Here is a 22,845-nt window from a genome sequence, read left to right as displayed (position 1 = left end):
TCCCGAGCAAAACGTCCCGGTGATCCTTCTACCGCACGAAGCCGAGAAGCGCCAGACCCTCTAGCGCCTCGGGGTTCCCCGTCGCAGCTCCAGGAACCACCAGGCTACGACAAAGGCCGCGAAACCTGCCATCATCGTGCCCAGCGCCATCGGGTTCGCCTCGGCCATCAGCATGTCGCCCTCGCTGGTGCGGTAGCTCGCGAGAAGCATCACCACCGTCCACGTCCCGGCCGGGACGATCGGTGCCCAGCGGCGGCCGACGGTGAACCGGGCGAACCACACGAGGAAGGCGTTGCCGGCGATCGCGGCGAGCAGCGACCAGGGCGCCCGGGAGTCGCCGACCCGCGCGGTGGTGTAGAGCGCCTCCAGCAGCGCCGACCCGGCGGCGAGCAGCACCGACACGGCGAGCCCGCCGATCCGGAGCAGCAGCTCCGCGGCGGGCTCGAACGAGCGGGTCGTGGTGGTGGGCTCAGTCAAGTCCGGCAAAGAGATCCTGCTCCCAGCCGTAGAGACCGGTGCCCGGCCCCCGGGTGCCCGCAGCGAGGGTGAAGAATTCGACGCCCATGAACTCGGTGCCGAAGTTGCCCGCGATCGAGAAGAGCCACGACGTGGTCGGGATCTGGGACGCGTGCGCGTGCAGCGCCGCGACCTTCGCCTCGTGATGGTCGTTGCCGTCGATGCTCGCGGCGATCTCGTGGTCGGGCGTGCCGAAGGGGAAGTCGTCGGCGTTGGTGATCCCGGCGAACGGGTTGTCGGTCGATTCGCCGAGCGCGTCGATGCCCGCCTTGAGGACGCTGAGCGGCGTCGCCCCCCAGTAGATCTTCTTCGGCGCGTCCTCGCCCGCGAGCTCCGCGGCGCGCATCGCGACCCGGTGAGCCTGGATGTGATCGGGGTGGCCGTAGAAGCCGTTGGCGTCATAGGTGACCATGACCTGCGGTTTCACCTCGCGCATGATCGCCACGAGGTGAGCCGCCGCCTCGTCGACGTCGGCACCCCAGAAGGCCCGCGCGTGCTCGTTGGCCGGGGTGCCCATCATGCCGGAGTCACGGTAGCGGCCCGCCCCGCCGAGGAAGCGGTGATCCGTCACGCCGAGCGCGGCACAGGCCCGCTCGAGCTCCACCAGGCGGTAGCCGCCGAGCTGGTCGGCCTGCGCGGCCTCCAGCTGGGCCAGGGCGGGCAGGTGGATCTCGCCCTCCTCGCCGAGCGTGCACGTGACCAGGGTGACGTGGGCTCCCTCGGCCGCGTAGCGCGCCATGGTCGCGCCCGTGCCGATGGCTTCGTCGTCGGGATGGGCATGAACGAAGAGGATGCTGCGCTTCTCCACGCGGCCACCTTACTCCGCGAGGTCGTACCCGACCGCACGTCATCTCGCGAAAGCACCACGAACCGCACGATCCGATGCATAGCATCCGAAGGGTGAGCACCGGATACTCCACTCGCAGGGTCACCGTGAGCAGCGACGGCGAGCGCGTCGTCTACCTCCACGGCGAGCGACTCAGCGTCTTCGACGCCACCACCGGCGCCAGCAGGCTCCTCGCGATGGGCGTGCACGACTACGCCTGCGATCCCCTCGCGAGGGTCGCGTGCCACGTCGACGACGGGCTCGCCTACCGGATAGACCTGCTCTCGGGCGTGGTCGAGGAGTTGCCCCTGCACGGGCCGGTCGCCGAGGCGCGACCCGACCCGACGGGCACCCTCGTCGCCTACCGGGTCGGCGGCACGCTGCACGTCTACGACGGGGAGAAGAGCACCCTGCTCGCGGGCGAGGAGGAGACCGGCATCGCCTGGGCCGTTCCCGAGCCCTCCGCCGTGGGCTTCGGCCGCGAACGCGGCTGGTGGTGGGCTCCCGACTCCTCCGCCGTCGTGGCGACCCGGGTCGTGCCCGCGGACCCGGCGAGCGGTGCCGAGGCGACCGTCTCGCTGCACTTCCTGGAGCTCGACGGCGGCTGGGTCGACGTGCACTGGGACCGGGAGACCTACCCCTACCTCGTGGACCTCCGCTGGGCCGACGGCGCGCCGCTCGTCACCGTGCTGCGCCGGGGGCAGAACCACGGGCTCGTCCTCGCCGTCGACCCCCGCACCGGGGAGACCCAGGTCCACGCCGAGCTCTCCGACCCGCGCTGGGTCAGCCCCATCGCCGGTACGCCGAGACACCTCGCCGACGGCCGCGTGCTCGTCGGCGGCGAACTCGCCCACGACGGCTACGACTCCCGCTGCCTCTTCGCCGACGGCACCCTGCTCACGCCGCCCGGGCTCTACGTCCGCCGGGTCATCGGCCGGCTGGCACCCGGCGCCATCGACGGCGAGCTCGGCGACCTGCTCATCGCCGCCAGTACCGACCCGGCTGAGCAGCACATCTATCGCGTACGCAGTGCGGTCGGCCGGGCCGGGGTGGGCGCCCAGCGGCTCACCACGAGCCCGGGCTGGCACGAGGCGCACTGCGGTGGAGACACCGTCGTCATCGGCACCGCCGCCCTGGACCGCGACGGCACGCAGTGGACGGTCGTCCGGCGCGGGACGGCGATCGGCGAGCTCTCCCCCATCGCGCCGATCGTGGCCGGTCCGCAACCGGTCTTCGACCGCGTCGTGGATCGGCGGCTGCCGACGGGCGTGCTCTACCCGACCGACCACCTGATCGGGCGGCGGCTGCCCGTACTCGTCGATCTCGCCACGGAGCCCAGCGGGCAGGGGGTGCTCGCCACCCGCGCTGCCTGGGCCGACCGGCAGTGGTGGTGCCAGGCCGGCTTCATCGTGGTCGCGATCGACCCGCGCGGCACGGTCGGCGTCGCGCCGAGCTTCGAGAAGGTGATCCACCGCCGGTTGATCGATCTGCTCCCGACCGATCTCGCCGACGCGCTGCACGCGCTCCTCGGTAAGCACCCCGACCTGGACCTGAGCCGGGTGGCCGTGCGGGGGCGTGGGTTCGGCGGGTGGCTCGCCGCGGCGGCGGTCCGCGACCGGCCGGAGACCTTCGGCAGCGGCGTCGTCATCGAGCCCGAGCTGGACTGGGCGGAGCTGCCGGCGGTGATCGGTGAGCGCTACCTGGGCGACCCGACCGACCAGCCCGAGATCTACGACCGGCACCGGATCGCCGTGCTGCCGCCGACCGTGGTCCGGGTGCCGCCGGGCGCCGGCCTCGACGAGCAGCTTGCCGCGCTGCGGACCGTGCTGCGCTGACGAACGACGTCGGGGACGCCCTCGGTGAGGGCGTCCCCGACTTCTATGGTGTGGTGCCATGCCCAGGCGCGCCTTGCGGGGCTCCCTCGCGTCGCTCGGTGAAATCTCAGATCGGTGCTTGCTCTTCCGGGAAGTGGCAAGCCGCGATCGAACCGCCGGCCTTCACGGTCAGCGGCGGCTCCTGCTCGGCACAGATCGACTGCGCCTTCCAGCAGCGGGTCCGGAACCGGCAGCCGCTCGGCGGGTTGATCGGCGTCGGAACGTCGCCCTGCAGCCGGATCCGGCCCGACGACTCGCCGATCTTGGTCGCGTCCGGCACGGCCGAGAGCAGTGCCCGGGTGTACGGGTGCGCCGGCCGCGTGTAGATCTGCTCCCGATCGCCGATCTCGACGACCTTGCCGAGGTACATGACCGCGATCCGGTGCGAGAAGTGCCGGACGACCGCCAGGTCGTGCGCGATGAAGACGAAGGCGAGGTCCATCTCCCGCTGCAGGTCGCGCAGCAGGTTGATGACCTGGGCCTGGATCGACACGTCGAGCGCGGAGACCGGCTCGTCCGCGATGATCATCTTCGGCTTCAGGGCGAGCGACCGGGCGATGCCGATGCGCTGGCGCTGGCCGCCGGAGAACTCGTGCGGGAAGCGGTTGTAGTGCTCGGGGTTGAGACCGACCAGCTCCAGCAGCTCCTGAACCCGCTTCTTCACCCCGCCGGGCGGGTTGATGTTGTTGACGACCAGCGGCATCGCCACGATCTTGCCGACCGTGTGCCGAGGGTTCAACGACGAGTAGGGGTCCTGGAAGATGATCTGCAGGTCCTGGCGCAGCCGGCGGAGCTGACCCCGCTTGGCGTGCGTGATGTCCTGGCCCTCGAAGGTGATCCGGCCGGCCGTCGGCTCCAGCAGACGCACGAGCATCCGGCCGGTGGTCGACTTGCCACACCCCGACTCACCGACCAGGCCCAGCGACTCGCCCGCCCGCACCTCGAAGTCGATGCCGTCGACCGCGCGGACGTACTGCTTGTTGCCGAGGAAACCACCCCGGACGGGGAAGTGCTTGGTGAGGTTCTCCACCCGGAGCAGGGGCTCCGCCGTGGACCGCGTCTCACCGACGCGCTGCGCCGCGACCAACTCACTCACTGTGCCACTCCCACCGATGCGATTTCGTCCCTGTACGTCTGCTGCCGCTCACGCTCGGGCAGGTGGCAGGCGACCGTGTGATTCGGCTCGTTGGTGAGACGCAGCGGCAGGCGCTGCGGCACCTCGATGTCGCACGGACCGCCGTTGAGCATCGCGTACGCGCAACGCGGGTGGAACACACAGCCCGACGGGACGTTGAGCAGGCTCGGCGGGTTGCCCTTGATCGGGCGGAGGTCCTCGTCCGGGTCACCGTGCAGCGAGGGCATGCTGGCGAGCAGGCCCCACGTGTAGGGGTGCTGTGCGGAGCGCATGACCTGCTCGACCGTGCCGTACTCGGCCACCCGGCCGCCGTACATCACCAGCACCTCGTCGGCGACCTGGCTGACGACGCCGAGGTCGTGGGTGATGATGATGACCGCCGAGTTGAACTCCCGCTGCAGGTCCTCGAGCAGGTCGAGGATCTGCGCCTGCACCGTCACGTCGAGCGCCGTGGTCGGCTCGTCCGCGATGAGCAGGTTCGGGTCGTTGACGAGGGACATCGCGATCATCGCGCGCTGCCGCATACCGCCGGAGAACTCGTGCGGGTACTGCTTGAAGCGCTTGTCCGGCTGCGGGATGCCCACCCGGTCCAGCATCTCGATGGCACGCTTGCGCGCCTCCGCCTTCGAGACGTCGTGGTGCACCCGATAGGCCTCCACGATCTGCCGGCCGATCGTATAGAACGGGTGCAGCGCGGTCAGCGCGTCCTGGAAGATCATGGAGATGTCGCGGCCCCGCAGCTTGCGCAGCTCGGGCTCGTCGAGGTTGAGGATGTTGCGGCCCTCGACCTTGACCTCGCCGGTCATCGTCGTGGTCTTGCGGTTGAGCAGACCCATGATCGCCAAGCTGGTCACGCTCTTGCCGGAGCCGGACTCGCCCACGATGCCCAGGGTCTTGCCCCGCTCCACGGAGAAGGTCACGCCATCCACGGCGCGCACCGCGCCGTCCTCGGTGGCGAACTTGACCCTGAGGTCTGTCACCTCGATGTAGGGGGTTCCAGTGTTGCTCGTCATTGTCATCTCCTCAGTGCCCGAGCTTGACCCGCGGGTCGATGACCGCGTAAAGCAGGTCGACCACGATGTTGGACACGACGACGAACACTGCACCGAAGAGCACGACGGCCATCACGATCGGCAGGTTCTGCTCGCCGACCGCCTTGATCGCGGTCTTGCCCATGCCCGGGAGGCTGAAGGTGGTCTCCGTGATCGCGACACCACCGAGCTGGCCGCCGATGTCGAGACCGGCGATGGTGACGACCGGCGTGATCGCCGCGCGGAGCGCGTGCCGGAAGTAGACCGCCTTCATCGACAGACCCTTGGCCCGCGCCGTCCGGACATAGTCCTCGCTCAGAGTCTCGATCATCTGAGCACGCGAATAGCGGGCGTAGAGGGCGGAGTTGATCAGCCCCAGCGCGATCCACGGTGCCAGCATGCCGCTGACCCACGCTATCGGATCGTCGAACGGGCTGGTATAGCTCGGATACTTCAGGATTCCGGTCTGCAGCACCAGGACCAGCACGATCACTGAGCCGACGAAGAAGATCTGGGTCGCTGAGAACGACAGGGCGAAACCGGAGGCGAGCCGGTCGAAGATGGTGCCGCGTTTGATCGCGGAGATCATGCCTAAGGCCGTGCCGAACAGGACGTAGAAGAGGGCCGCACCGAGGACGATGCTGAACGTCACCGGCAGCGTTCGGCCGATGATGGCCGAGACCGGCTCATAGGTGCGGAAGTTGATGCCCAGACAGGGTGCGTCGCACTGGATCCTGCTCTGACCCGAGCCGATCACACGTCCGGCGAAGATGCCCTTCATGTAGCTCGCGTACTGCACGACCACTGGCTTGTTGAGCTCCAGCGATTCGGTGATCTGCTGGCGAGCGACCGGCGCGCACTGCTTCTGGCCGCACATCGTCGACACCGGGTCGGCCGGGCCCAGGAAGAAGAGGGCGAAAACCGTCACGGAGATCGCGAAGAGGGTGACTATCGCGAGGAGCACCCGTTTGATAAAGAAGCGAAGCATGGGGATGTTGCCTTCCGGAGTGGACGCCAGCTGCGGGGTCTGACTGGCTGTGGCGGGCGGCCGGGTAGACCGCCCGCCACAGTTACTCAGTGCACGCTGCGGATCTCCGATCGCTCGGAGACCCGCAGCGCTACATCACCTAGGACTTGACGTAGGCGCCGAGCACGTCGAACTGGCTGAACTGGTTGAGGAAGGTGTTCCCAACCTGCGGGCCGTAGATGGTGAAGTTACGGCCGTAGCGCAGCGGGATCAGCGGCGCGTACTTCTCCATGATGAGCTTGTCGAGGTCGCCGTACTGTGCCGCCGCAGCGCCACGGTCGGTGAGCTCACGGAGCTCCTTCAGCTTGGCGATGATGTCATCGGCAGCGAAGTAGGAGTAGTTGTTGTTGCCCTCGGCCACGATCTTCGAGCCGTCCATGAGAACACCCAGGGTGGACTCGCCATCCGGGTAGTCCTGGCCCCACGCCGAAGACATGAGGTCGCACTCGATGCCCTTGCGACCGATCTCGGTGTAGTACGCCGAACGCTCGATGAACTTCGCCGTGACGTCGAGGCCGACCCGCTTGAAGGACTCGATGATGACCGCGGAGACCGTCTGGTTGGTCGGCGTGTTCGAGGTGCAGAAGGTCAGCTTGCCGACCGTCTTGCCCTCGAGCAGCTTCTTCGCCTTCTCAACGTCACCGTGGTTGTCCGGGAGGCTGGGGTAGGCGTCGAAGTTCTTGTAGCCGGGAACAACCGGCGACATGATCGTCGAGGCCGGCGACGCGATGTCGTAGCCACCGATGGCCTTGAGGTAGGCGTCACGGTCGAACGCGTAGTTGAGCGCCTGGCGAACGGCCAGATCGGTCACCCGCGAGGTGTTGATGTTCATGTAGTACACGTACTGGTTCGGGCCAACCGCAACCCGCTTCATGAGGTCGGCGTTGCCCTTGACGACCGGGATCTGGTCCGGCGGCACGTTGTCGACCATGACGGCGGCGGCGTCGCCACCGGCAGCGGCCGAGATGCGGTCCGTCTGCGCCTTGGCGTCCGTCGTGAAGTCGAAGACGAACTTGTCAACGTACTGGTGACGGATCGGGTCCGAGGCCGGGTCCCAGTTCGGGTTCTTCTCCAGCGTCAGCTTCACGCCGGGGACGAGCTCAGCCCGCTTGTACGGACCGCTCGACTGCCACTCGTTGTCGTACTTCTCCTTGGTGTCCTTCGACTTCTGCACCGGGGTGGAGGTCGGGAACGCGAGGAGGTAGGGGATCTCGACGTGCGGCGTGGTGAACGTGAAGATGATCGTCTTGTCGTCCGGCGTGGTCACACCGGGCGGCAGGTCGCCAGCAGCACCGCCGGGGCCGGGGTAGGCACCGTCCTTGCCACGCTTCTCGTCCAGGGCGGACTGAAGGAACTGCGGACCCTGGGTGCCCTGCGGACCGAACGAACGGGCGATGCCGTAGGCAACGTCCTTCGACGTGATCGGGCTGCCGTCCTCGAACTTCAGACCATCGCGCAGGGTGTAGGTCCACACCTTGGCGTCGGCCGACTTGACACCCGCGTTGGTCGCGAGGTCACCGACGAGCTGCAGGGGCTCGCCCGCCTTGCCGGTCTCGATGTAGCCGGTCAGCGACCGGTGGACGAGCTGGCCGTAGGACAGGGCGTTCGACACGTAGATCTGCTGCGGGTCGAGGTGCTCCGGCGCGCCATCCTCCAGGATGGTGATGACGCCGCCGGTCTTGGCGCCCTCCACCGGCTTCGCCGGGGTGACAGCCTTGCCGTCGTAGTCGACGACGAAGGCCTGAGCGTCGGGGCCCTTGCCGGCGCCCTCGTCTTTGCCATCGCCGACCTTGGAACATGCCGCGGTGAGCGTCAAGCCAACAGCGATAGCGCCGAAAGCAAGCGCCTTAACGGTGTTACGCACTAGGGTTCTCCTTCCCTTTTATAGTCCGGCGCGCCGATGGTTCTCACCACGAGCACCGGGACAACTGTGAGGTTCCGACAGGTCGGACGCGAGCAACGGCTCAGCGGCTCGACTTCGGATCCAGGGCGTCGCGCAGGGCGTCGCCGAAGAGGTTGAACGAGAGGACCAGGGCCCAGATCGAGAAGCCGGGGATGAGCAGGTACGCCCAGTCCACCTGCATGAACGTGATGCTGTGGTTGATCATGCGGCCCCAGTCCGGGGTCGGCTGCTCCACGCCGATGCCGAGGAACGACAGCGCCGCCTCGGCGGTGACCGTCGCCGGCAGCGAGAGCGAGAAGGTCACCAGGATCGGCGCCCAGAGGTTCGGCAGGATCTGCTTGAACATGATGTGCGATCCGCTGGCGCCGGCAGCCTTGGCGGCCTCGACGTACTCGCGCTCACGCAGCGAGATGACCTGGCCGCGGACGAGCCGGGCGGTGTAGAGCCAGCCGAAGATCGAGAAGACGACGATGATCGTCATCATGCGTTCGAACGGGGTGACGTAACCGGTTCCGGGATCGCCGATGCGGGTGTTGACGATCGGGATGACGGCGATCGCCATCAGCACGAACGGGAAGCACAGCATGTAGTCGATGAACCAGCTCAGGACCTGGTCGACCCAGCCGCCCAGGTAGCCGGCGACGACGCCGATGACGACGCCGATCGCGACCGAGATGACCGTCGCCAGCGAGGCGATGACCAGCGAGGTCCGCGCGCCGTAGACGAACTGCATGAAGATGTCCCAGCCGGTGCCCGGCATGACGCCGAGGATGTGGATCTGGCCGGACGGGTTGTTACCCACCCAGTCGATGCCGCCGTAGTAGCCCAGCGGGATGCCCGAGACGGCCAGCAGGTCCGGGTCGTTCTTCGTCGGTCCCACGCCGTAGAGCATCTCGATCACCGGCGAGAAGACCGCGATGAAGACGAAGAAGCCCAGCACCCAGATCGTGAACCGTGCCGTGCGGTCGCGGCGGAGTCGAGCCCAGGCAAGCTGTCCCGGCGATCGACCGACGATCGCCTTCGGTGCCTTGACCTCTTCTTCCTCTGCCGCGACGTTGAGCACGCCCACGGCGCTGGTGCCGGCCGGAGTGTCAGCGTTGTTGTCGCTGCTCGTCGTCGGCTCGCCCATGCGCCCCCATCCCCTCATAAGTAGGTTGCAGAGCACCCGGGGATATGTACCCCAGGCGTCTGAGTGGAGGCTAGTTCTCTCAGATACCGACGTGAAGGTCACTCAACATCAGTTCGATAACGAAGAGAACACGACCTGACACGCTGAGGTCACAGCGAAGTTTTTCGGAAAGCACATAACCGGACATCGGTACTGGCACATGATCTCCTGTAACAGGGGTACCAAACGAAAAAAACTGCGGAACGATCTTCATGTGAGGCGTGCCTGAACGCCCGATAAGGCGGGTCCGGCCGGTAGATTCCGGATCATGTCCTACTTCGATATGGCCAGCATCGCGGTGCAAGCCGCAGTGGACGCCGGCGCCCGCTATGCGGACGCGAGGGTGATGCACCGCCGATACGAGTCGATGAACGCGCGCAACGGGGAGATCGAAGATCTTGGTCAGAACGAGGACGCGGGGATCGGCGTACGAGCCCTCGTCGGCAGTGGCTGGGGCTTCTACGCCTGCCCCGAGCTGACCGACGCCGGCGCCCGGCAGGCCGGCATCGCCGCCGCCAAGATCGCCGCCGCCAGCGCCCGGGTGCCGGGCCGGCAGAGCGAGATGGTGACGTCTCCCCCCATAACGGCCAGCTGGTCCTCCCCCTGCCTCATCGACCCGCTCGGCGTTTCGCTGCAGGCCAAGGCCGAGCTGCTCACCTCGGCCACGACGATCGCCCGGGAGCACGGCGCCGACATCGCCCAGGCGCTCTACCAGGTGTGGGACACCCGCAAGTGGTTCGTCTCCAGCGAGGGCCACCGCATCGACCAGCACATCCGCGAGTGCGGGGCGGGCGTCACCGTCACCGCCGTCGGCGAGGGGCAGACGCAGCGCCGGTCCTACCCCAGCGACCGGGGGCAGTACGGCACGCAGGGCTGGGAACTGGTCGAATCGCTCGACCTCGCCGCGCAGGCGCCCCGGCTCGCGCAGGAGGCCCGGGAGCTGCTGACCGCGCCGCTCTGCCCCGCCACCGAGACGACCCTCATCCTCGGCGGCGAGCAGATGTGCCTGCAGATCCACGAGTCGGTCGGCCACGCTATCGAGCTGGACCGCATCCTCGGCTGGGAGGCCGCCTTCGCGGGGACCTCCTGGCTCGACCTCTCCCAGCTCGGGAAGCTGCAGTACGGCTCCGAGCTGATGAACATCACGATCGACCCGACCATCCCCGGCGCCCTCGGCAGCTTCGGCTTCGACGACGAGGGGACGCCCGCGCAGGCGCGCGACGCCGTGCGTAACGGGACGTGGGTGGGCGTCCTCGCCGGTCGGGATTCGGCGAGTGTCGCCGGCCTGCAGTACGCGGGCAGCGTCCGGGCCGACGGCTGGTCCCGCCTGCCCATGGTCCGGATGACCAACGTGGGGCTGGAGCCGGGCCCGCACACGTTGGAGGAGATCATCGCGGCCACCGACGACGGCATCTTCATGGAGCACAACCGGTCCTGGTCGATCGACGACAAGCGGCTCAACTTCCAGTTCGGCTGCGAGATCGCCTATGAGGTCAAGCGGGGCAAGCTCGGCCGGATGCTGCGCAACCCGACCTACACCGGGATCGGGCCGACCTTCTGGCGCAGCATGGACATGCTCTCCAGCGAGACCGTCGCCTGGGGCACCCCCAACTGCGGCAAGGGCCAACCCATCCAAGCGGGGCATACCGGGCATCCATCGGCACCGGCCCGCTTCCAGAACGTCCGGGTAGGGGTTACCGCGTGAACCGAGCAGTGAGCGCCGGCGAGCCCCACAGGGTCACGCAGCAGGGAGACAGGATGAGCAACCTCGACATCGCGGGCCGGGTCCTTGACCTCATTACCGCCGCCGCGCCGGGCGCCGACGCCTCGATGAACGTCGAGCGGCAATCACAGTGGCTGACCCGCTTCGCGACCTCCTTCATCCACCAGAACGTCGCGGACGAGGGCACCAGCGTCACGATCGCGATTCACACCGACGGGCGGACCGCCACCGGGTCGACGACGATGACCGGCACCGACGGCCTGCGCGACCTCGTCGACCGCACGGTCGGCGCGGCCCGGCTCGCCCCGGCCGACCCCGGCTGGCCGGGACTGCCCGGCCGGAGCACGCTCACCGGGTCCGGCACCGCCGACGAGGCGACCGCCGCCGCGTCACCCGACGAGCGGGCCGAGGTGGTACGCGCCTTCGTCGAGGCGACCGGCCCGCTGGAGAGCGCCGGCTACTGCCGGACCGTGGTGTGGGCCGGCGCCCACGTCAACACGGCGGGCCAGCAGCTCGAGGGGCGCTCGACGCTCGCCGACTTCGACGGGATCGCCCGCCTGACCGGGTCGGACGGCGTGGCGCGGCTCGCGTCGACCAGGCTGTCCGATCTAGACGGTGCCAGGCTGGGCGAGCAGGCGGCCGGGGACGCACGTCGCGGTGTCGACCCGGTCGAGCTGCCGGCCGGCCGGTACGAGGTGGTGCTGCGCCCCGAGGCCGTCGCCGATCTGCTCACCAACCTGTCGTTCTACGGCTTCAACGGCAAGGCCCACAACGAGGGCCGCTGCTACGCCAAGCTCGGCGAGGCACAGTTCGACCCGACGATCACGATCTTCGACGACCCGGTCGGCCCCGGCCGGATCGGAGTGGCGTTCGACGGCGAGGGCACGCCTCGGCGCGCGCTGACCCTGGTGTCGAAGGGCGTGACGTCGGCCGTGGTGCACGACCGGCGGACCGCAGCCGTCGCGGGCGCCGAGTCGACCGGGCACGCCGTGGCCGGTGGTTCGAGCTGGGGCCCGCAGCCGGTCAACCTCGGGATCGCCCCGGGCGACGACGAGATCGCCTCGATGATCAGCCGCATCGGACGTGGTCTGCTCGTCAGCGACTTCTGGTACACGAGGGCTCTCGATCCGCGCCAGATCACCCTGACCGGGCTGACCCGCAACGGCGTCTGGCTGATCGAGGGCGGGGAGATCGTCGGACCGGTCCGCAATTTCCGCTTCACCCAGTCGTACCCGCAGGCCCTGGCCCAGGGCAACGTGCTCGGCGTCTCCAGGAATGCGGTATCCCAGCCGACCCGCACTCCGCTGAGCTCCTGGAGCAGCCCGGCACTCCACCTGGCCGAATGGAACTTCACCGGCACCGCGAGCGGCTGATCCTCCAGTGACGACCTGCAGCAAAGCGTGCCGTCGCGAAGCGAAATAGGCACGCTTTGCTGCGAAACGTCACTGGGGACGTGCCCCAGCTCACTCATGACCTTGGTGCGGCGTAACGTAGCGGTCGTTGTGCTCTGTGAGTGCTGGGAGCTTTTATGACGACGACGGCAACGAGGCCGGGCGGGACGCGCCCGCGCGCCGCTATTTCGGCCAAGACGTTGCGCACCGACCGCTGGTGGCTCGCGCCACTGCTGACGGTGATCGGGTTGACCGCCTGGGTGACCTACGCGACCGTACGAGTGTTCATGCAGAGTGATTACTGGGTTGCCAAGTATCACTACCTGACACCGTTCTACTCGCCCTGTGTTTCCAAAGGATGTGTCGAGGAGGCCGCCGAGTTCGGCAGGTTCATCCCGGACCACCCGCTCATCCCCTACGCGGCGCTGACGCTACCGTTCCTGCTGCTCTTCCGGTTGACCTGTTACTACTACCGGAAGGCCTATTACCGCAGCTTCTGGATGTCCCCGCCGGCCTGTGCCGTCCCGGATGGACACAAGACCTACTCGGGTGAGACGCGGTTCCCGCTGATCTTCCAGAACGCGCACCGCTACGCCTTCTTCGCCGCCGCGATCATCTCCCTGATCAACACCTGGGACGCGGTCGTCGCCATGCACTCCGGTGACGGGTTCGGTCTCGGCCTCGGCAACCTGATCCTCTGGATCAACGTGATCATGCTGTGGGCGTACACGCTGAGCTGCCACTCCTGCCGGCACATCGCCGGTGGTCGGCTGAAGCACTTCTCGAAGCACCCGGTGCGCTACCGCTTCTGGACGTTCGTCTCCAAGCTCAACACCCGGCACATGGGCCTGGCCTGGATCACGCTGGCGACCCTGGCCATCACCGACTTCTACGTGATGGCCCTCAGCATCGGCTGGATCTCTGACCTTAGGTTCGTGGGGTAGCAACAGTGGCAAACATTGAGAAGCACCACTATGACGTCGTGGTGATCGGTGCCGGCGGCGCCGGCCTGCGCGCGGCGATCGAAGCCCGGATGGCCGGGATGAAGACCGCGATCATCTCCAAGTCGCTGTTCGGCAAGGCCCACACGGTCATGGCCGAGGGCGGCGCGGCGGCCGCGATGGGCAACGTCAACAGTAATGACAACTGGATGGTCCACTTCCGGGACACGATGCGCGGCGGGAAGTTCCTCAACAACTTCCGCATGGCCGAGCTGCACGCCAAGGAGGCACCGGACCGCATCTGGGAGCTGGAGACCTACGGCGCGCTCTTCGACCGCACCAAGGAAGGCAAGATCTCCCAGCGCAACTTCGGCGGCCACGAGTACCCGCGCCTCGCCCACGTCGGCGACCGCACCGGGCTCGAGCTGATCCGCACGCTGCAGCAGAAGATCGTCTCCCTCCAGCAGGAGGACAAGAAGCAGTACGGCGACTACGACGCCCGCATCCGGGTCTTCGCCGAGACGACGATCACGGAGCTCTTCCAGGACAACGGCAAGATCTCCGGCGCCTTCGGGTATTACCGCGAGACCGGCGAGTTCGTCCTCTTCGAGGCGCCCGCGATCATCCTGGCGACCGGTGGTGTCGGCAAGAGCTACAAGGTCACCTCGAACTCCTGGGAGTACACGGGTGACGGTCACGCGCTCGCGCTGCGGTCCGGCGCGACGCTGATCAACATGGAGTTCCTGCAGTTCCACCCGACCGGCATGGTGTGGCCGCCGTCCGTCAAGGGCATCCTGGTCACCGAGTCGGTCCGCGGTGACGGCGGCATCCTGAAGAACTCCGACGGCAAGCGGTTCATGTTCGACTACGTCCCGGATGTCTTCCGCAAGCAGTACGCGGAGACCCCCGAGGAGGCGGACCGCTGGTACACCGACCCCGACAACAACCGGCGCCCCCCGGAGCTGCTCCCCCGCGACGAGGTGGCCCGCGCCATCAACTCCGAGGTCAAGGCGGGCCGCGGGACCAAGGCGGGCGGCGTCTACCTCGACATCGCGTCGCGGCGTACCCCGGCGGAGATCCTCAAGGCGCTGCCGTCGATGTACCACCAGTTCAAGGAGCTGGCCGACGTCGACATCACCAAGCAGCCGATGGAGGTCGGGCCGACCTGCCACTACGTGATGGGCGGCGTCGAGGTCGACCCCGACACGGCGGCGGCCGCGGTGCCCGGACTCTTCGCGGCCGGCGAGGTCTCCGGCGGCATGCACGGGTCCAACCGGCTCGGTGGCAACTCCCTGTCCGACCTGCTCGTCTTCGGCAAGCGGGCCGGGGAGCACGCGGCGGCGTACACGGCTGGGTTGTCTGCTCGTCCGGCGGTGAAGCCGGCGGAGCTCGACGCGGCGGTGGAGGCGGCGCTCGCGCCGCTGCAGCGCGACGGCGGCGAGAACCCCTACGCGCTCCACCACGACCTGCAGGAGGTGATGGGCGACCTCGTCGGCATCATCCGCCGCAAGGGTGAGCTGGAGGAGTCCATCGCCAAGCTGGCCGAGCTGCGCGAGCGGATCCAGAAGGTCGGCGCCCCCGGCGGCCGGCAGTACAACCCGGGCTGGCACCTCGCCCTCGACCTGCGCAACATGCTGGTCGTCTCGGAGTGCACCGCCAAGGCCGCCCTGGAGCGGTCCGAGTCGCGCGGCGGTCACACCCGCGAGGACTTCCCGAAGATGGACCCGGTCTGGCGCAAGGTCAACCTGGTCTGCTCCCTCACCGAGGCCGGTGACGTGGAGCTGACCCACCAGCCCGTGCCGACCATGCGGCCCGAGCTGCTCGACCTCTTCGAGCGCAGCGAGCTGGGCAAGTACATGACGGATGAGGAGTTGACCCATGGGGCTGCGTAACTTCAAAGTCTGGCGTGGCGACGCCGCGGGCGGTGAGCTCAAGGACTACCAGGTCGACGTCAACGAGGGCGAGGTGGTCCTCGACGTCATCCACCGGCTCCAGGCCACCCAGGAGCCCGACCTCGCCTGCCGCTGGAACTGCAAGGCCGGCAAGTGCGGCTCCTGCTCGATGGAGATCAACGGCATGCCCCGCCTGGGCTGCATGACCCGGATGTCGACCTTCGAGGAGGCGGAGACGGTCACCGTCACCCCGCTGCGCGCCTTCCCGGTGATCCGGGACCTCGTCACCGATGTCTCGTTCAACTACACCAAGGCCCGTGAGACGCCCGCCTTCGCCCCGCCGGCCGGTGTGGCACCGGGGGACTACCGGATGCAGCAGATCGACGTGGAGCGCTCTCAGGAGTTCCGCAAGTGCATCGAGTGCTTCCTCTGCCAGAACACCTGCCACGTGGTCCGCGACCACGAGGAGAACAAGCCGGCGTTCTCCGGTCCGCGGTTCTTCATCCGCGCCGCCGAGCTGGACATGCACCCGCTCGACGCGAAGACCGACCGCAAGGAGTACGCCCAGTCCGCGATGGGCCTGGGCATGTGCAACATCACCAAGTGCTGCACCGAGGTGTGCCCCGAGCACATCAAGATCACTGACAACGCGATCATCCCGATGAAGGAGCGCGTCGTCGACCGCCGGTACGATCCCCTCGTCTGGCTAGGTCGCAAGATCTTCCGGCGCGATCAGCTTGAGGAGGGAACAGCGGTGAGCAGCACACTTCACACTGGCGAGACCGGATCCGTCGACGGAGCCGCTCCGGTCAACTGGCACCGGGGCATCCCCGTGGCGCAGTCCGCGTCCGTCGACGACGAGGGCAAGCTTCCCCTCAACGAGGTCCTCTCGGACCGGACCGGCGCCTCGTCGCCCTTCGGCGACGACGTGACCTTCCCGGTCGACCCGAAGGGCCTGAACTACTACCACCCCGGCAAGTAGCCACATCGCTCTACACGCGGGGTCGCCCTTTCGGGGCGGCCCCGCTTCGCCGTCTTAACTACCCCAACCACCCCGGGAGTACGGCCACGATCGGTGCGTCAGCGGGGAGCCACGGCACCTCGTCGAGCTCGTCGGCGCTGAGCCACCGCAGCGCCGCGTGCTCCAGCAGCTGCGGCACGTCGCCGTCGACGAGCGTGGCGGCGTAGACCTTGAGCACGGCGCGTCCGTGGCCCATCGGGATGTCGTCGCCGATCCGTTCCCCGATCGTCACGCGGACGCCGAGCTCCTCGGCGCACTCGCGGACCAGGGCGTCGACCTCGTCCTCCCCCGGCTCGACCTTGCCACCGGGGAACTCCCAGCGACCGGCCGTCTCGGGCGGGTCGGAACGCTCGCAGGCCAGCACTCGACCGTCCGCGATGATGGCGGCGCCGACGATGATCCGAATCGGGTTTTCCACGAACACGGGCCACAGCGTGCCAGAACTAATGTCCGTTCGGTTGCCCGGGGCCGTCCTATAGCGCGTCGGAAGTCGGAAATGTGGCCGTGGACACACGGGCCCCGTTCGGGCAAGACTGTGGTCGACAAAGAATTGCTATTCGGCGACGATGTGGCCACAAGCCGGCAACGAAGCCTGGGAGGTGGGCCGATGGGTGCGGTCTGGCGACGCGACCAGTCCGACTACTTGACCGACGCGCTTGCGCAGCTCACGGGGTGGACCCGCGACCTGCGAGGGCTGAAGCGCACCCTGCAGCTCGACGAATCGGAGCATCGTCAGCTGGCAGAGCAGGTCACCATCTATGCCGACGCCGCCGAAGTGCGTGCGCAGCTCCGCCGGCTCGACGGTTACACCCAGATCCAGATCTGCCCCGCTGAGGGCGGACCGCTGACGCCGGGTGAAGTGTCCCTCGCCGCCCGCATCGAAGCCGCTTACAAGGCCCTCAAAGCCTAGGCCCGGATTATTTCCACTCCGGTGCCCTCCAGCTCACGTGACGAAGATCAGCGACCTCGAACATGATCGCGACTTATGAGCGCCCTTGGACAGTTTGTGTCCGATATGCCGATAAATGACGCTCGGGATTCACGATCATGTCCAAGGTCTCAAATCTTGGCAGGCCGTTGAGGCCGTCAGACGTTGAAGCGGAACTCCACCACATCGCCGTCGGCCATGACGTACTCCTTGCCCTCGATCCGGACCTTGCCGGCCGCCTTGGCCGCAGCCATCGTGCCGTAGGAGTCCAGGTCGGCGAAGGAGACGACCTCGGCCTTGATGAAGCCGCGCTGGAAGTCGGAGTGGATCACTCCGGCCGCCTCGGGTGCCGTCGCGCCGATCGGGATCGTCCAGGCCCGCGACTCCTTCGGACCCGCGGTGAGATAGGTCTGCAGGCCCAGCGTGGCGAACCCGACCCGGATCAGCTGGTTGAGGCCCGGCTCGTCCTGCCCGATCCCCTCCAGCAGCTCGCGCTTCTCGGCGTCGTCGAGCCCGATCAGCTCCGACTCGATCTTGGCGTCCATGAAGACCGCCTCGGCCGGGGCGACCAGCGCCCGCAGCTCGTCGAGGAAGGCCGCGTTGCCGAGCTCTGCCTCGTCGACGTTGAAGACGTAGAGGAACGGCTTCGCCGTGAGCAGGTGCAGCTCGCGCAGCTCGTCGAGGTCGATGCCGGCCTTCGCCGCGCCGCCGTAGAGCGTGGTCCCGTTGTTGAGCAGCTCGCTGGCGGCCTTGGCGTTGGCGAGCGCGCCGGCGCGGGCCTTGTTGACCCGGGCCTCCTTCTCCAGCCGGGTCAGCGCCTTCTCGATGGTCCCGAGGTCGGCGAGGATCAGCTCGGTGTTGATCGTCTCGATGTCGTCGCGGGGCGAGACCTTGCCGTCGACGTGCACCACGTTGGGGTCGCTGAAGGCGCGGACCACCTGGCAGATCGCGCTCGCGTCGCGGATGTTCGCGAGGAACGCGTTGCCCCGGCCCTGCCCCTTGGAAGCGCCCTTGACCAGCCCGGCGATGTCGGTGAAGCTCACCGGTGCGGGCAGGATCTTCTGCGAGTTGTGGATCTCCGCCAGCCGGTCCAGCCGTGCGTCGGGCAGCCCGACCACACCGACGTTGGGCTCGATCGTCGCGAACGGGTAGTTCGCGGCGAGCACGTCGTTGCTGGTGAGGGCGTTGAAGAGGGTGCTCTTGCCGACGTTGGGCAGGCCGACGATGCCAATGGAGAGACTCACGGGGGCGAGTCTACTGGTCGCGCGAGCGCGATAAATGATCATGGAGTCGCCTGGTGGGGCCTTGTGTGACCGGGAAAACATGAATTAGATTCCGCGCTCATGGAGCATTACCCGGCGGTAGTCATGTGGTCCGTGCCCGCGTTCATCCTGTTGATGATCATCGAGCGGGTCTCCTACTGGCTGCACCCCGATGACGACGAGCTGGGCTACGAGAAGCGCGACGCCGCGACCAGCATCGGGATGGGTCTGGGGAGCCTCGGCTTCGACCTGCTCTGGGGGCTGGGGACCGCGCTCGGCATCAGCCTCGTCTTCACGCTGACACCGCTGCACATCTCGACCACGTGGTACCTGATCCCGGCGTTCCTGATCGCGCAGGACTTCTTCTACTACTGGTCGCACCGCAGCCACCACCGGATCCGGCTGCTCTGGGCCTCGCACGTGGTGCACCACTCGTCGCAGCGGTTCAACCTGAGCACCGCGCTCCGCCAGAGCTGGACCGGCTTCACCGGGTTCTTCTTCTACCTGCCGCTCGTCGCGCTGGGCGTGCACCCGGCGGCGCTCGCCTTCTGCCAGGGGATCAACCTCGTCTACCAGTTCTGGATCCACACCGAGCGGATCGACAAGATGCCGCGCTGGTTCGAGTACGTCTTCAACACGCCGTCGCACCACCGGGTGCACCACGCGTCGCAGGGCGGCTACCTCGACCGCAACTTCGGCGGGATCCTCATCGTCTGGGACCGGATGTTCGGGTCCTTCGCACCGGAACTGGAGCGGCCCGTCTACGGGTTGACCACCAACATCACGACCTATAACCCGTTGCGGGTGGCGTTCCACGAGTACGCCTCGATCGGCCGCGACCTCCGCGAGGCGCACGGTCTGCGTACCAAACTGGGTGTGCTCTTCCACGGACCGGGCTGGAAGCCCGCGGCCTGACCCCCGCACGTTTTGCAGCAAAGCGTGGCCTCGCGACGCGAGATGACCACGCTTTGCTGCAAAACGTGCCAGAGGCGCGGGTTACCAGCCGGTGCGGCCGGCGCCGTACTGGTAGAGCGGGTTGCCGTAGATCGGCTGGACCGACTGGCCCGCGTCGATCCGGGCGCGGATCTCGTTGCGCTGGGCCGTCGTCGCACCCAGGTCATAGGGCAGGTCCCAGAACTCGGTCGCGTCGGCCGGGACGTCGGTCCCGCCCGGACGCAGCACGTCGCTCAGGGCCCGGGGCAACTGCCAGGGCAGCTTGCCGCTGGGCGTGTAGTCGCCGAAGAGCAGACTCGCCAGCGCCGGGCCGACCTCCTCGCCACCGCGATAGGTGACGAGAGTCGCCGCCGGCAGCGCGTCCCAGTCGGTGATGACATAGGGCCTGGGCAGCACCAGGACGACCACGACCGGGATGTTCTGGTTGCGGAAGTTCTGGATCACCGCAAGCTGGTCGGCGGGCAGGAAGGGCTGCTCCTTCACCCAGTTGGTCGCATGCGTGTAGGAACCCTCCCCCACCGCCACGATCGCGAGCTTCGGCGCGGGACCGGTGTCCTGGTAGACGTTGACCCCGGCCGTCGCCGCTCTCGCCCGGATCGCGTCGATCATGTTGAGCGAGCCGTACTCCTGGTGGAAGTAGCTCGTCCAGATGCAGCAGGCGAGCGAGTCCGTGGCCCGAGGTCCGGCGACGACGATGTTGTCACCGGGGTTGAGCCGCAGCGGCAGGATGCCGTTGTTCTTGAGCAGGGTCATCGCCTCTCGCGACGCCTGGTTGGCGAGCGCGGCATAGGCGGGCTGGTGGAAGCGGTAAGGCCCGTTGACCGGGTCGCCGTAGGGCGCCTCGAAGATGCCGAGCTGGAACTTCAGCCGCAGCACCCGCCGCACCGCGTCGTCGATCCGGGCCGCGGGCACTCCCGCCGTGAAGGTCCCGATCGAGTAGCCGGGAGCGCCCGGGTCGGCGCCGCCCATCACGTCCGACCCGGCCTTCGCGGCACCCACCCAGCTGCCGGACGGCAGCCAGTCGGTGGTGATCAAACCCGTGAAACCCAGGTTGGTACGCAGGTAAGCCAGAATCTTGGCACTGTCACCGGCACCGGGGCCGCCCGGATCGAGCAGGGAGCTACCCGCGTAGCCGGGCATGATGTTGACGGCACCCGCCTCCATCGCGGCCCGGAACGGGATCATGTGGTACTTGATCGTCACCGCGTCGTAGACGATCAGCGCCTCGCCGCCCGCACCCTCGCCGGGCCAGTGCTTCACCGTGGCGAGCACCGACTGAGGGTTGAGCTCCGGACCGCCCTGCAACCCGGCCACGAGTGCCCGGACCTGCGCGGCGGCCACGTCGGCGTTCTCGCCGTTGCCCTCCTGGATGCGGGGGTAGAGCACCTTCGTGCCGACCTCCGCCAGCGGGCCGAGGACGCCTCGCGTACCCACCTCGAGCTGCTCGCGGCGCTGCATGTCGCCGAGCTTGTAGTCGAGCGGGTAGTTGCGGCCCGCCGCCAATCCGCTCTGCGTGGGGTAGGTGGTCTTGTAGCCGTGGATCGTGTCGCCCGCCGAGACGAACGGGATGCCCAGCCGCGACGTGGCCGAGTTGAGCAGGTAGTTGTGCAGGTCCGGGCCCTCGGCCGGGCCGAAGTGCCAGCCCGACTCCTTGAAGACCTGGGCGTTGTAGAACATCTGGTACGCCTTCTCGGTGATCGTCATCCGGCCGAGCAGGTCGCTGACCCGGGTCTCGACCGGCTGCCGCCAGTCCTCGTAGGGCTGGATCGCACCGTCGCGGTTGAGGTCGCGGGCGCCGTTGACGATGTTGATGCCGTCGGCGACCTGCTCCAGCACCGGCAGATAGACGCTGAATCTCCGGATGTTCGACGTGGTGGTGGCGCCGGAGCCGTTGACCGAGGTGATGTACCACTTGTAGGTCCAGCGGTCGGGCAGGTCCCAGGTCGGGGTGTAGGTCGTGCCCGTCGGCTCGGCGACCTTCGTGTAGAGGTCGATCAGGTTGCCGGGCTGGGTGAAGTCGTAGTCGGTCCGGCTGATGTTGATCCAGACCTGGTAGCGCACGGCACCGCCGACCGCCGCCCAGCTCAGTGCCGGTCGACGGGTGGTGGTGATCATCGCGGCGTCGGCGGGCGCCGAGAGCGCGAACTGCCCCGTCGTCGCCGGTGCCTTCGTCGGGCCCGAGAGCAGCGGCGGGGTCGACGCGCTCGTGTCCAGCGTGCCGAAGACCTGGAACTCCCAGAGCGAGTAGCCGTAGCCCGTGGCTCTCGCTGTGCCGTTGAAGCGCACGTAACGCCCGGTGCCGGTGACATTGAGCGTCTCGATGCCGCCCGGACCCGTGGTGGTCGAGTAGATCGTGGTCCAGGTGGTCGCGTCGTTGGACGTCTGGATCTGGTAGGCGCGGGCGAAGGCGCTCTCCCAGTTGAGCACGATCTTGCTGATGGTGCCGACGGCGCCGAGGTCCACCCGCAGCCACTGCGGATCGCTGAAGGCGCTGGACCACCGGGTGTTGACCCGGCCGTCCAGGGCCGCCGCCGGAGCGTTGCCGCCCTCATAGGACGAGCCCTCGACCTGCTTGTACTGCGAGATCGGCGTACCGGTGGGCGGCTGGGTGCCGCCGATCGTGCCGTAGACCTGGAACTCCCACAGGGAGTACCCCCAGCCCGTGGCCCTCGCCGTGCCGAGCATCCGCACATATCGGCCGCTGCCGGTGATGGCGAGGGTCTGCGTGCCGCCGGTCGAGGTGGTCGTGGAGTAGATCGTGGTCCAGGCGGTCGCATTGGCCGAGACCTGGATCTGGTAGGCGGTCGCGTAGGCCGCCTCCCAGATCAGCTTCACCTGGTCGATGGCGGCCGTGGCACCGAGGTCGACCTGGAGCCACTGCGGATCGGCGGCCGCGCTGGACCAGCGGCTGCCGACATTGCCGTCGACGGCGTTGACGGCCGGGGTGCCGCCGTTCTCGACGGACGACGCGGTGGCCGGTTTGCCCTGCGAGATGAGCGGGCCGGCCGCGTAGGCCTCCCGCTGCGCGACGATCGAGGGGATGAGGAGGGTGAGGCCGGCGAGCAGCGCGAGGAGGACCGCTGCGGTCGGCCGTCGGCGCCCGGGCAGGACGCCGAGCTGGTGTGGGGACATGACAGCTCCTTGGGACGGAGTTGAGGGATCCGGCCGCCGGTGCCGCGTAGGACGCGCGGCAGGTCCAGCGGCCGATGCTGTCTCGGAGAGCGCTCTCCTGACCCATAGAGTCATCGATCGC

18 protein-coding genes are annotated in these 22,845 nt (G+C 68.0%); 8 read left to right on the top strand and 10 right to left on the bottom strand.

Features of this window, described 5'->3' with window-relative positions; translation table 11 throughout:
* Positions 1–60: 60 nt before the first annotated feature.
* Both F4553_RS25155 and mshB read right to left on the bottom strand, forming a co-directional pair.
* Positions 61–477 (bottom strand): hypothetical protein, encoded by a 417-nt coding sequence (locus tag F4553_RS25155; protein WP_184839892.1) that lies wholly within the window; start codon positions 475–477, stop codon positions 61–63.
* Complete coding sequence (gene mshB / locus F4553_RS25150; RefSeq protein ID WP_184839890.1) at positions 470–1,324, bottom strand: N-acetyl-1-D-myo-inositol-2-amino-2-deoxy-alpha-D-glucopyranoside deacetylase; 855 nt, start codon at positions 1,322–1,324, stop codon at positions 470–472. The genes F4553_RS25155 and mshB overlap by 8 nt, the downstream gene beginning before the upstream one ends.
* 92 nt (positions 1,325–1,416) lie before the next feature.
* Between mshB and F4553_RS25145 the strand changes: the two genes are divergently transcribed.
* Positions 1,417–3,177, top strand: coding sequence for a prolyl oligopeptidase family serine peptidase (locus F4553_RS25145; RefSeq protein ID WP_312875349.1), 1,761 nt, complete (start codon positions 1,417–1,419; stop codon positions 3,175–3,177).
* Positions 3,178–3,283: 106 nt separating this feature from the next.
* Here F4553_RS25145 and F4553_RS25140 read toward each other — a convergent pair whose 3' ends face one another.
* The 5 genes from F4553_RS25140 to F4553_RS25120 form a co-directional block, all read right to left on the bottom strand.
* Positions 3,284–4,312 (bottom strand): ABC transporter ATP-binding protein, encoded by a 1,029-nt coding sequence (locus F4553_RS25140; protein ID WP_312875348.1) that lies wholly within the window; start codon positions 4,310–4,312, stop codon positions 3,284–3,286.
* Complete coding sequence (locus F4553_RS25135) at positions 4,309–5,370, bottom strand: ABC transporter ATP-binding protein (RefSeq protein WP_184839885.1); 1,062 nt, start codon at positions 5,368–5,370, stop codon at positions 4,309–4,311. Before F4553_RS25135 ends, F4553_RS25140 begins: the two co-directional genes overlap by 4 nt.
* 4 nt (positions 5,371–5,374) lie before the next feature.
* Positions 5,375–6,370, bottom strand: coding sequence for an ABC transporter permease (locus tag F4553_RS25130; RefSeq protein ID WP_184839883.1), 996 nt, complete (start codon positions 6,368–6,370; stop codon positions 5,375–5,377).
* A 139-nt stretch (positions 6,371–6,509) separates the two neighbouring features.
* Complete coding sequence (locus tag F4553_RS25125) at positions 6,510–8,225, bottom strand: ABC transporter substrate-binding protein (RefSeq protein ID WP_221470007.1); 1,716 nt, start codon at positions 8,223–8,225, stop codon at positions 6,510–6,512.
* Positions 8,226–8,373: 148 nt separating this feature from the next.
* Complete coding sequence (locus F4553_RS25120) at positions 8,374–9,441, bottom strand: ABC transporter permease (RefSeq protein ID WP_184839879.1); 1,068 nt, start codon at positions 9,439–9,441, stop codon at positions 8,374–8,376.
* Between the two features lie 307 nt (positions 9,442–9,748).
* Between F4553_RS25120 and F4553_RS25115 the strand changes: the two genes are divergently transcribed.
* The 5 genes from F4553_RS25115 to F4553_RS25095 all read left to right on the top strand — a co-directional run bounded on the left by F4553_RS25115 (position 9,749) and on the right by F4553_RS25095 (position 16,409).
* Positions 9,749–11,185, top strand: a complete 1,437-nt coding sequence (locus tag F4553_RS25115; RefSeq protein ID WP_184839878.1) for a TldD/PmbA family protein — start codon at positions 9,749–9,751, stop codon at positions 11,183–11,185.
* A 53-nt stretch (positions 11,186–11,238) separates the two neighbouring features.
* Positions 11,239–12,576 carry a TldD/PmbA family protein gene (locus tag F4553_RS25110; RefSeq protein WP_184839876.1) on the top strand — a complete coding sequence of 446 codons (1,338 nt, stop codon included), beginning with the start codon at positions 11,239–11,241 and terminating at the stop codon, positions 12,574–12,576.
* Between the two features lie 155 nt (positions 12,577–12,731).
* A complete protein-coding gene (gene sdhC / locus F4553_RS25105) occupies positions 12,732–13,538 on the top strand; it encodes a succinate dehydrogenase subunit SdhC (RefSeq protein ID WP_184839874.1) in 807 nt (268 codons plus the stop codon).
* A gap of 5 nt (positions 13,539–13,543) precedes the next feature.
* Entirely contained in the window at positions 13,544–15,427 is a 1,884-nt protein-coding gene (locus F4553_RS25100) for a fumarate reductase/succinate dehydrogenase flavoprotein subunit (RefSeq protein WP_376776249.1), read from the top strand.
* Positions 15,414–16,409, top strand: a complete 996-nt coding sequence (locus F4553_RS25095) for a succinate dehydrogenase/fumarate reductase iron-sulfur subunit (RefSeq protein ID WP_184839872.1) — start codon at positions 15,414–15,416, stop codon at positions 16,407–16,409. The genes F4553_RS25100 and F4553_RS25095 overlap by 14 nt, the downstream gene beginning before the upstream one ends.
* Positions 16,410–16,467: 58 nt before the next feature.
* Here F4553_RS25095 and F4553_RS25090 read toward each other — a convergent pair whose 3' ends face one another.
* Positions 16,468–16,872, bottom strand: coding sequence for a (deoxy)nucleoside triphosphate pyrophosphohydrolase (locus tag F4553_RS25090; RefSeq protein ID WP_312875347.1), 405 nt, complete (start codon positions 16,870–16,872; stop codon positions 16,468–16,470).
* 183 nt (positions 16,873–17,055) lie between these two features.
* Between F4553_RS25090 and F4553_RS25085 the strand changes: the two genes are divergently transcribed.
* On the top strand, positions 17,056–17,358 hold the full coding sequence (locus F4553_RS25085) for a pterin dehydratase (RefSeq protein ID WP_184839870.1): 303 nt from the start codon (positions 17,056–17,058) through the stop codon (positions 17,356–17,358).
* A 176-nt stretch (positions 17,359–17,534) separates the two neighbouring features.
* Here F4553_RS25085 and ychF read toward each other — a convergent pair whose 3' ends face one another.
* Positions 17,535–18,620 carry a redox-regulated ATPase YchF gene (gene ychF / locus F4553_RS25080; protein ID WP_184839868.1) on the bottom strand — a complete coding sequence of 362 codons (1,086 nt, stop codon included), beginning with the start codon at positions 18,618–18,620 and terminating at the stop codon, positions 17,535–17,537.
* A gap of 99 nt (positions 18,621–18,719) precedes the next feature.
* Between ychF and F4553_RS25075 the strand changes: the two genes are divergently transcribed.
* Positions 18,720–19,553: a sterol desaturase family protein gene (locus F4553_RS25075; RefSeq protein WP_184839866.1), complete on the top strand. Its 834-nt coding sequence runs from the start codon at positions 18,720–18,722 to the stop codon at positions 19,551–19,553.
* 81 nt (positions 19,554–19,634) lie between these two features.
* Here F4553_RS25075 and F4553_RS25070 read toward each other — a convergent pair whose 3' ends face one another.
* Positions 19,635–22,724 (bottom strand): discoidin domain-containing protein, encoded by a 3,090-nt coding sequence (locus F4553_RS25070; RefSeq protein ID WP_184839864.1) that lies wholly within the window; start codon positions 22,722–22,724, stop codon positions 19,635–19,637.
* Positions 22,725–22,845 lie beyond the last annotated feature (121 nt).

It is taken from the genome of Allocatelliglobosispora scoriae (genome assembly GCF_014204945.1).
Classification (GTDB): Bacteria; Actinomycetota; Actinomycetes; order Mycobacteriales; family Micromonosporaceae; genus Allocatelliglobosispora; species Allocatelliglobosispora scoriae.
The sequence above is the reverse complement of the archived record's forward strand: the minus strand, read 5'-3'. Positions and strand labels throughout refer to the sequence as shown.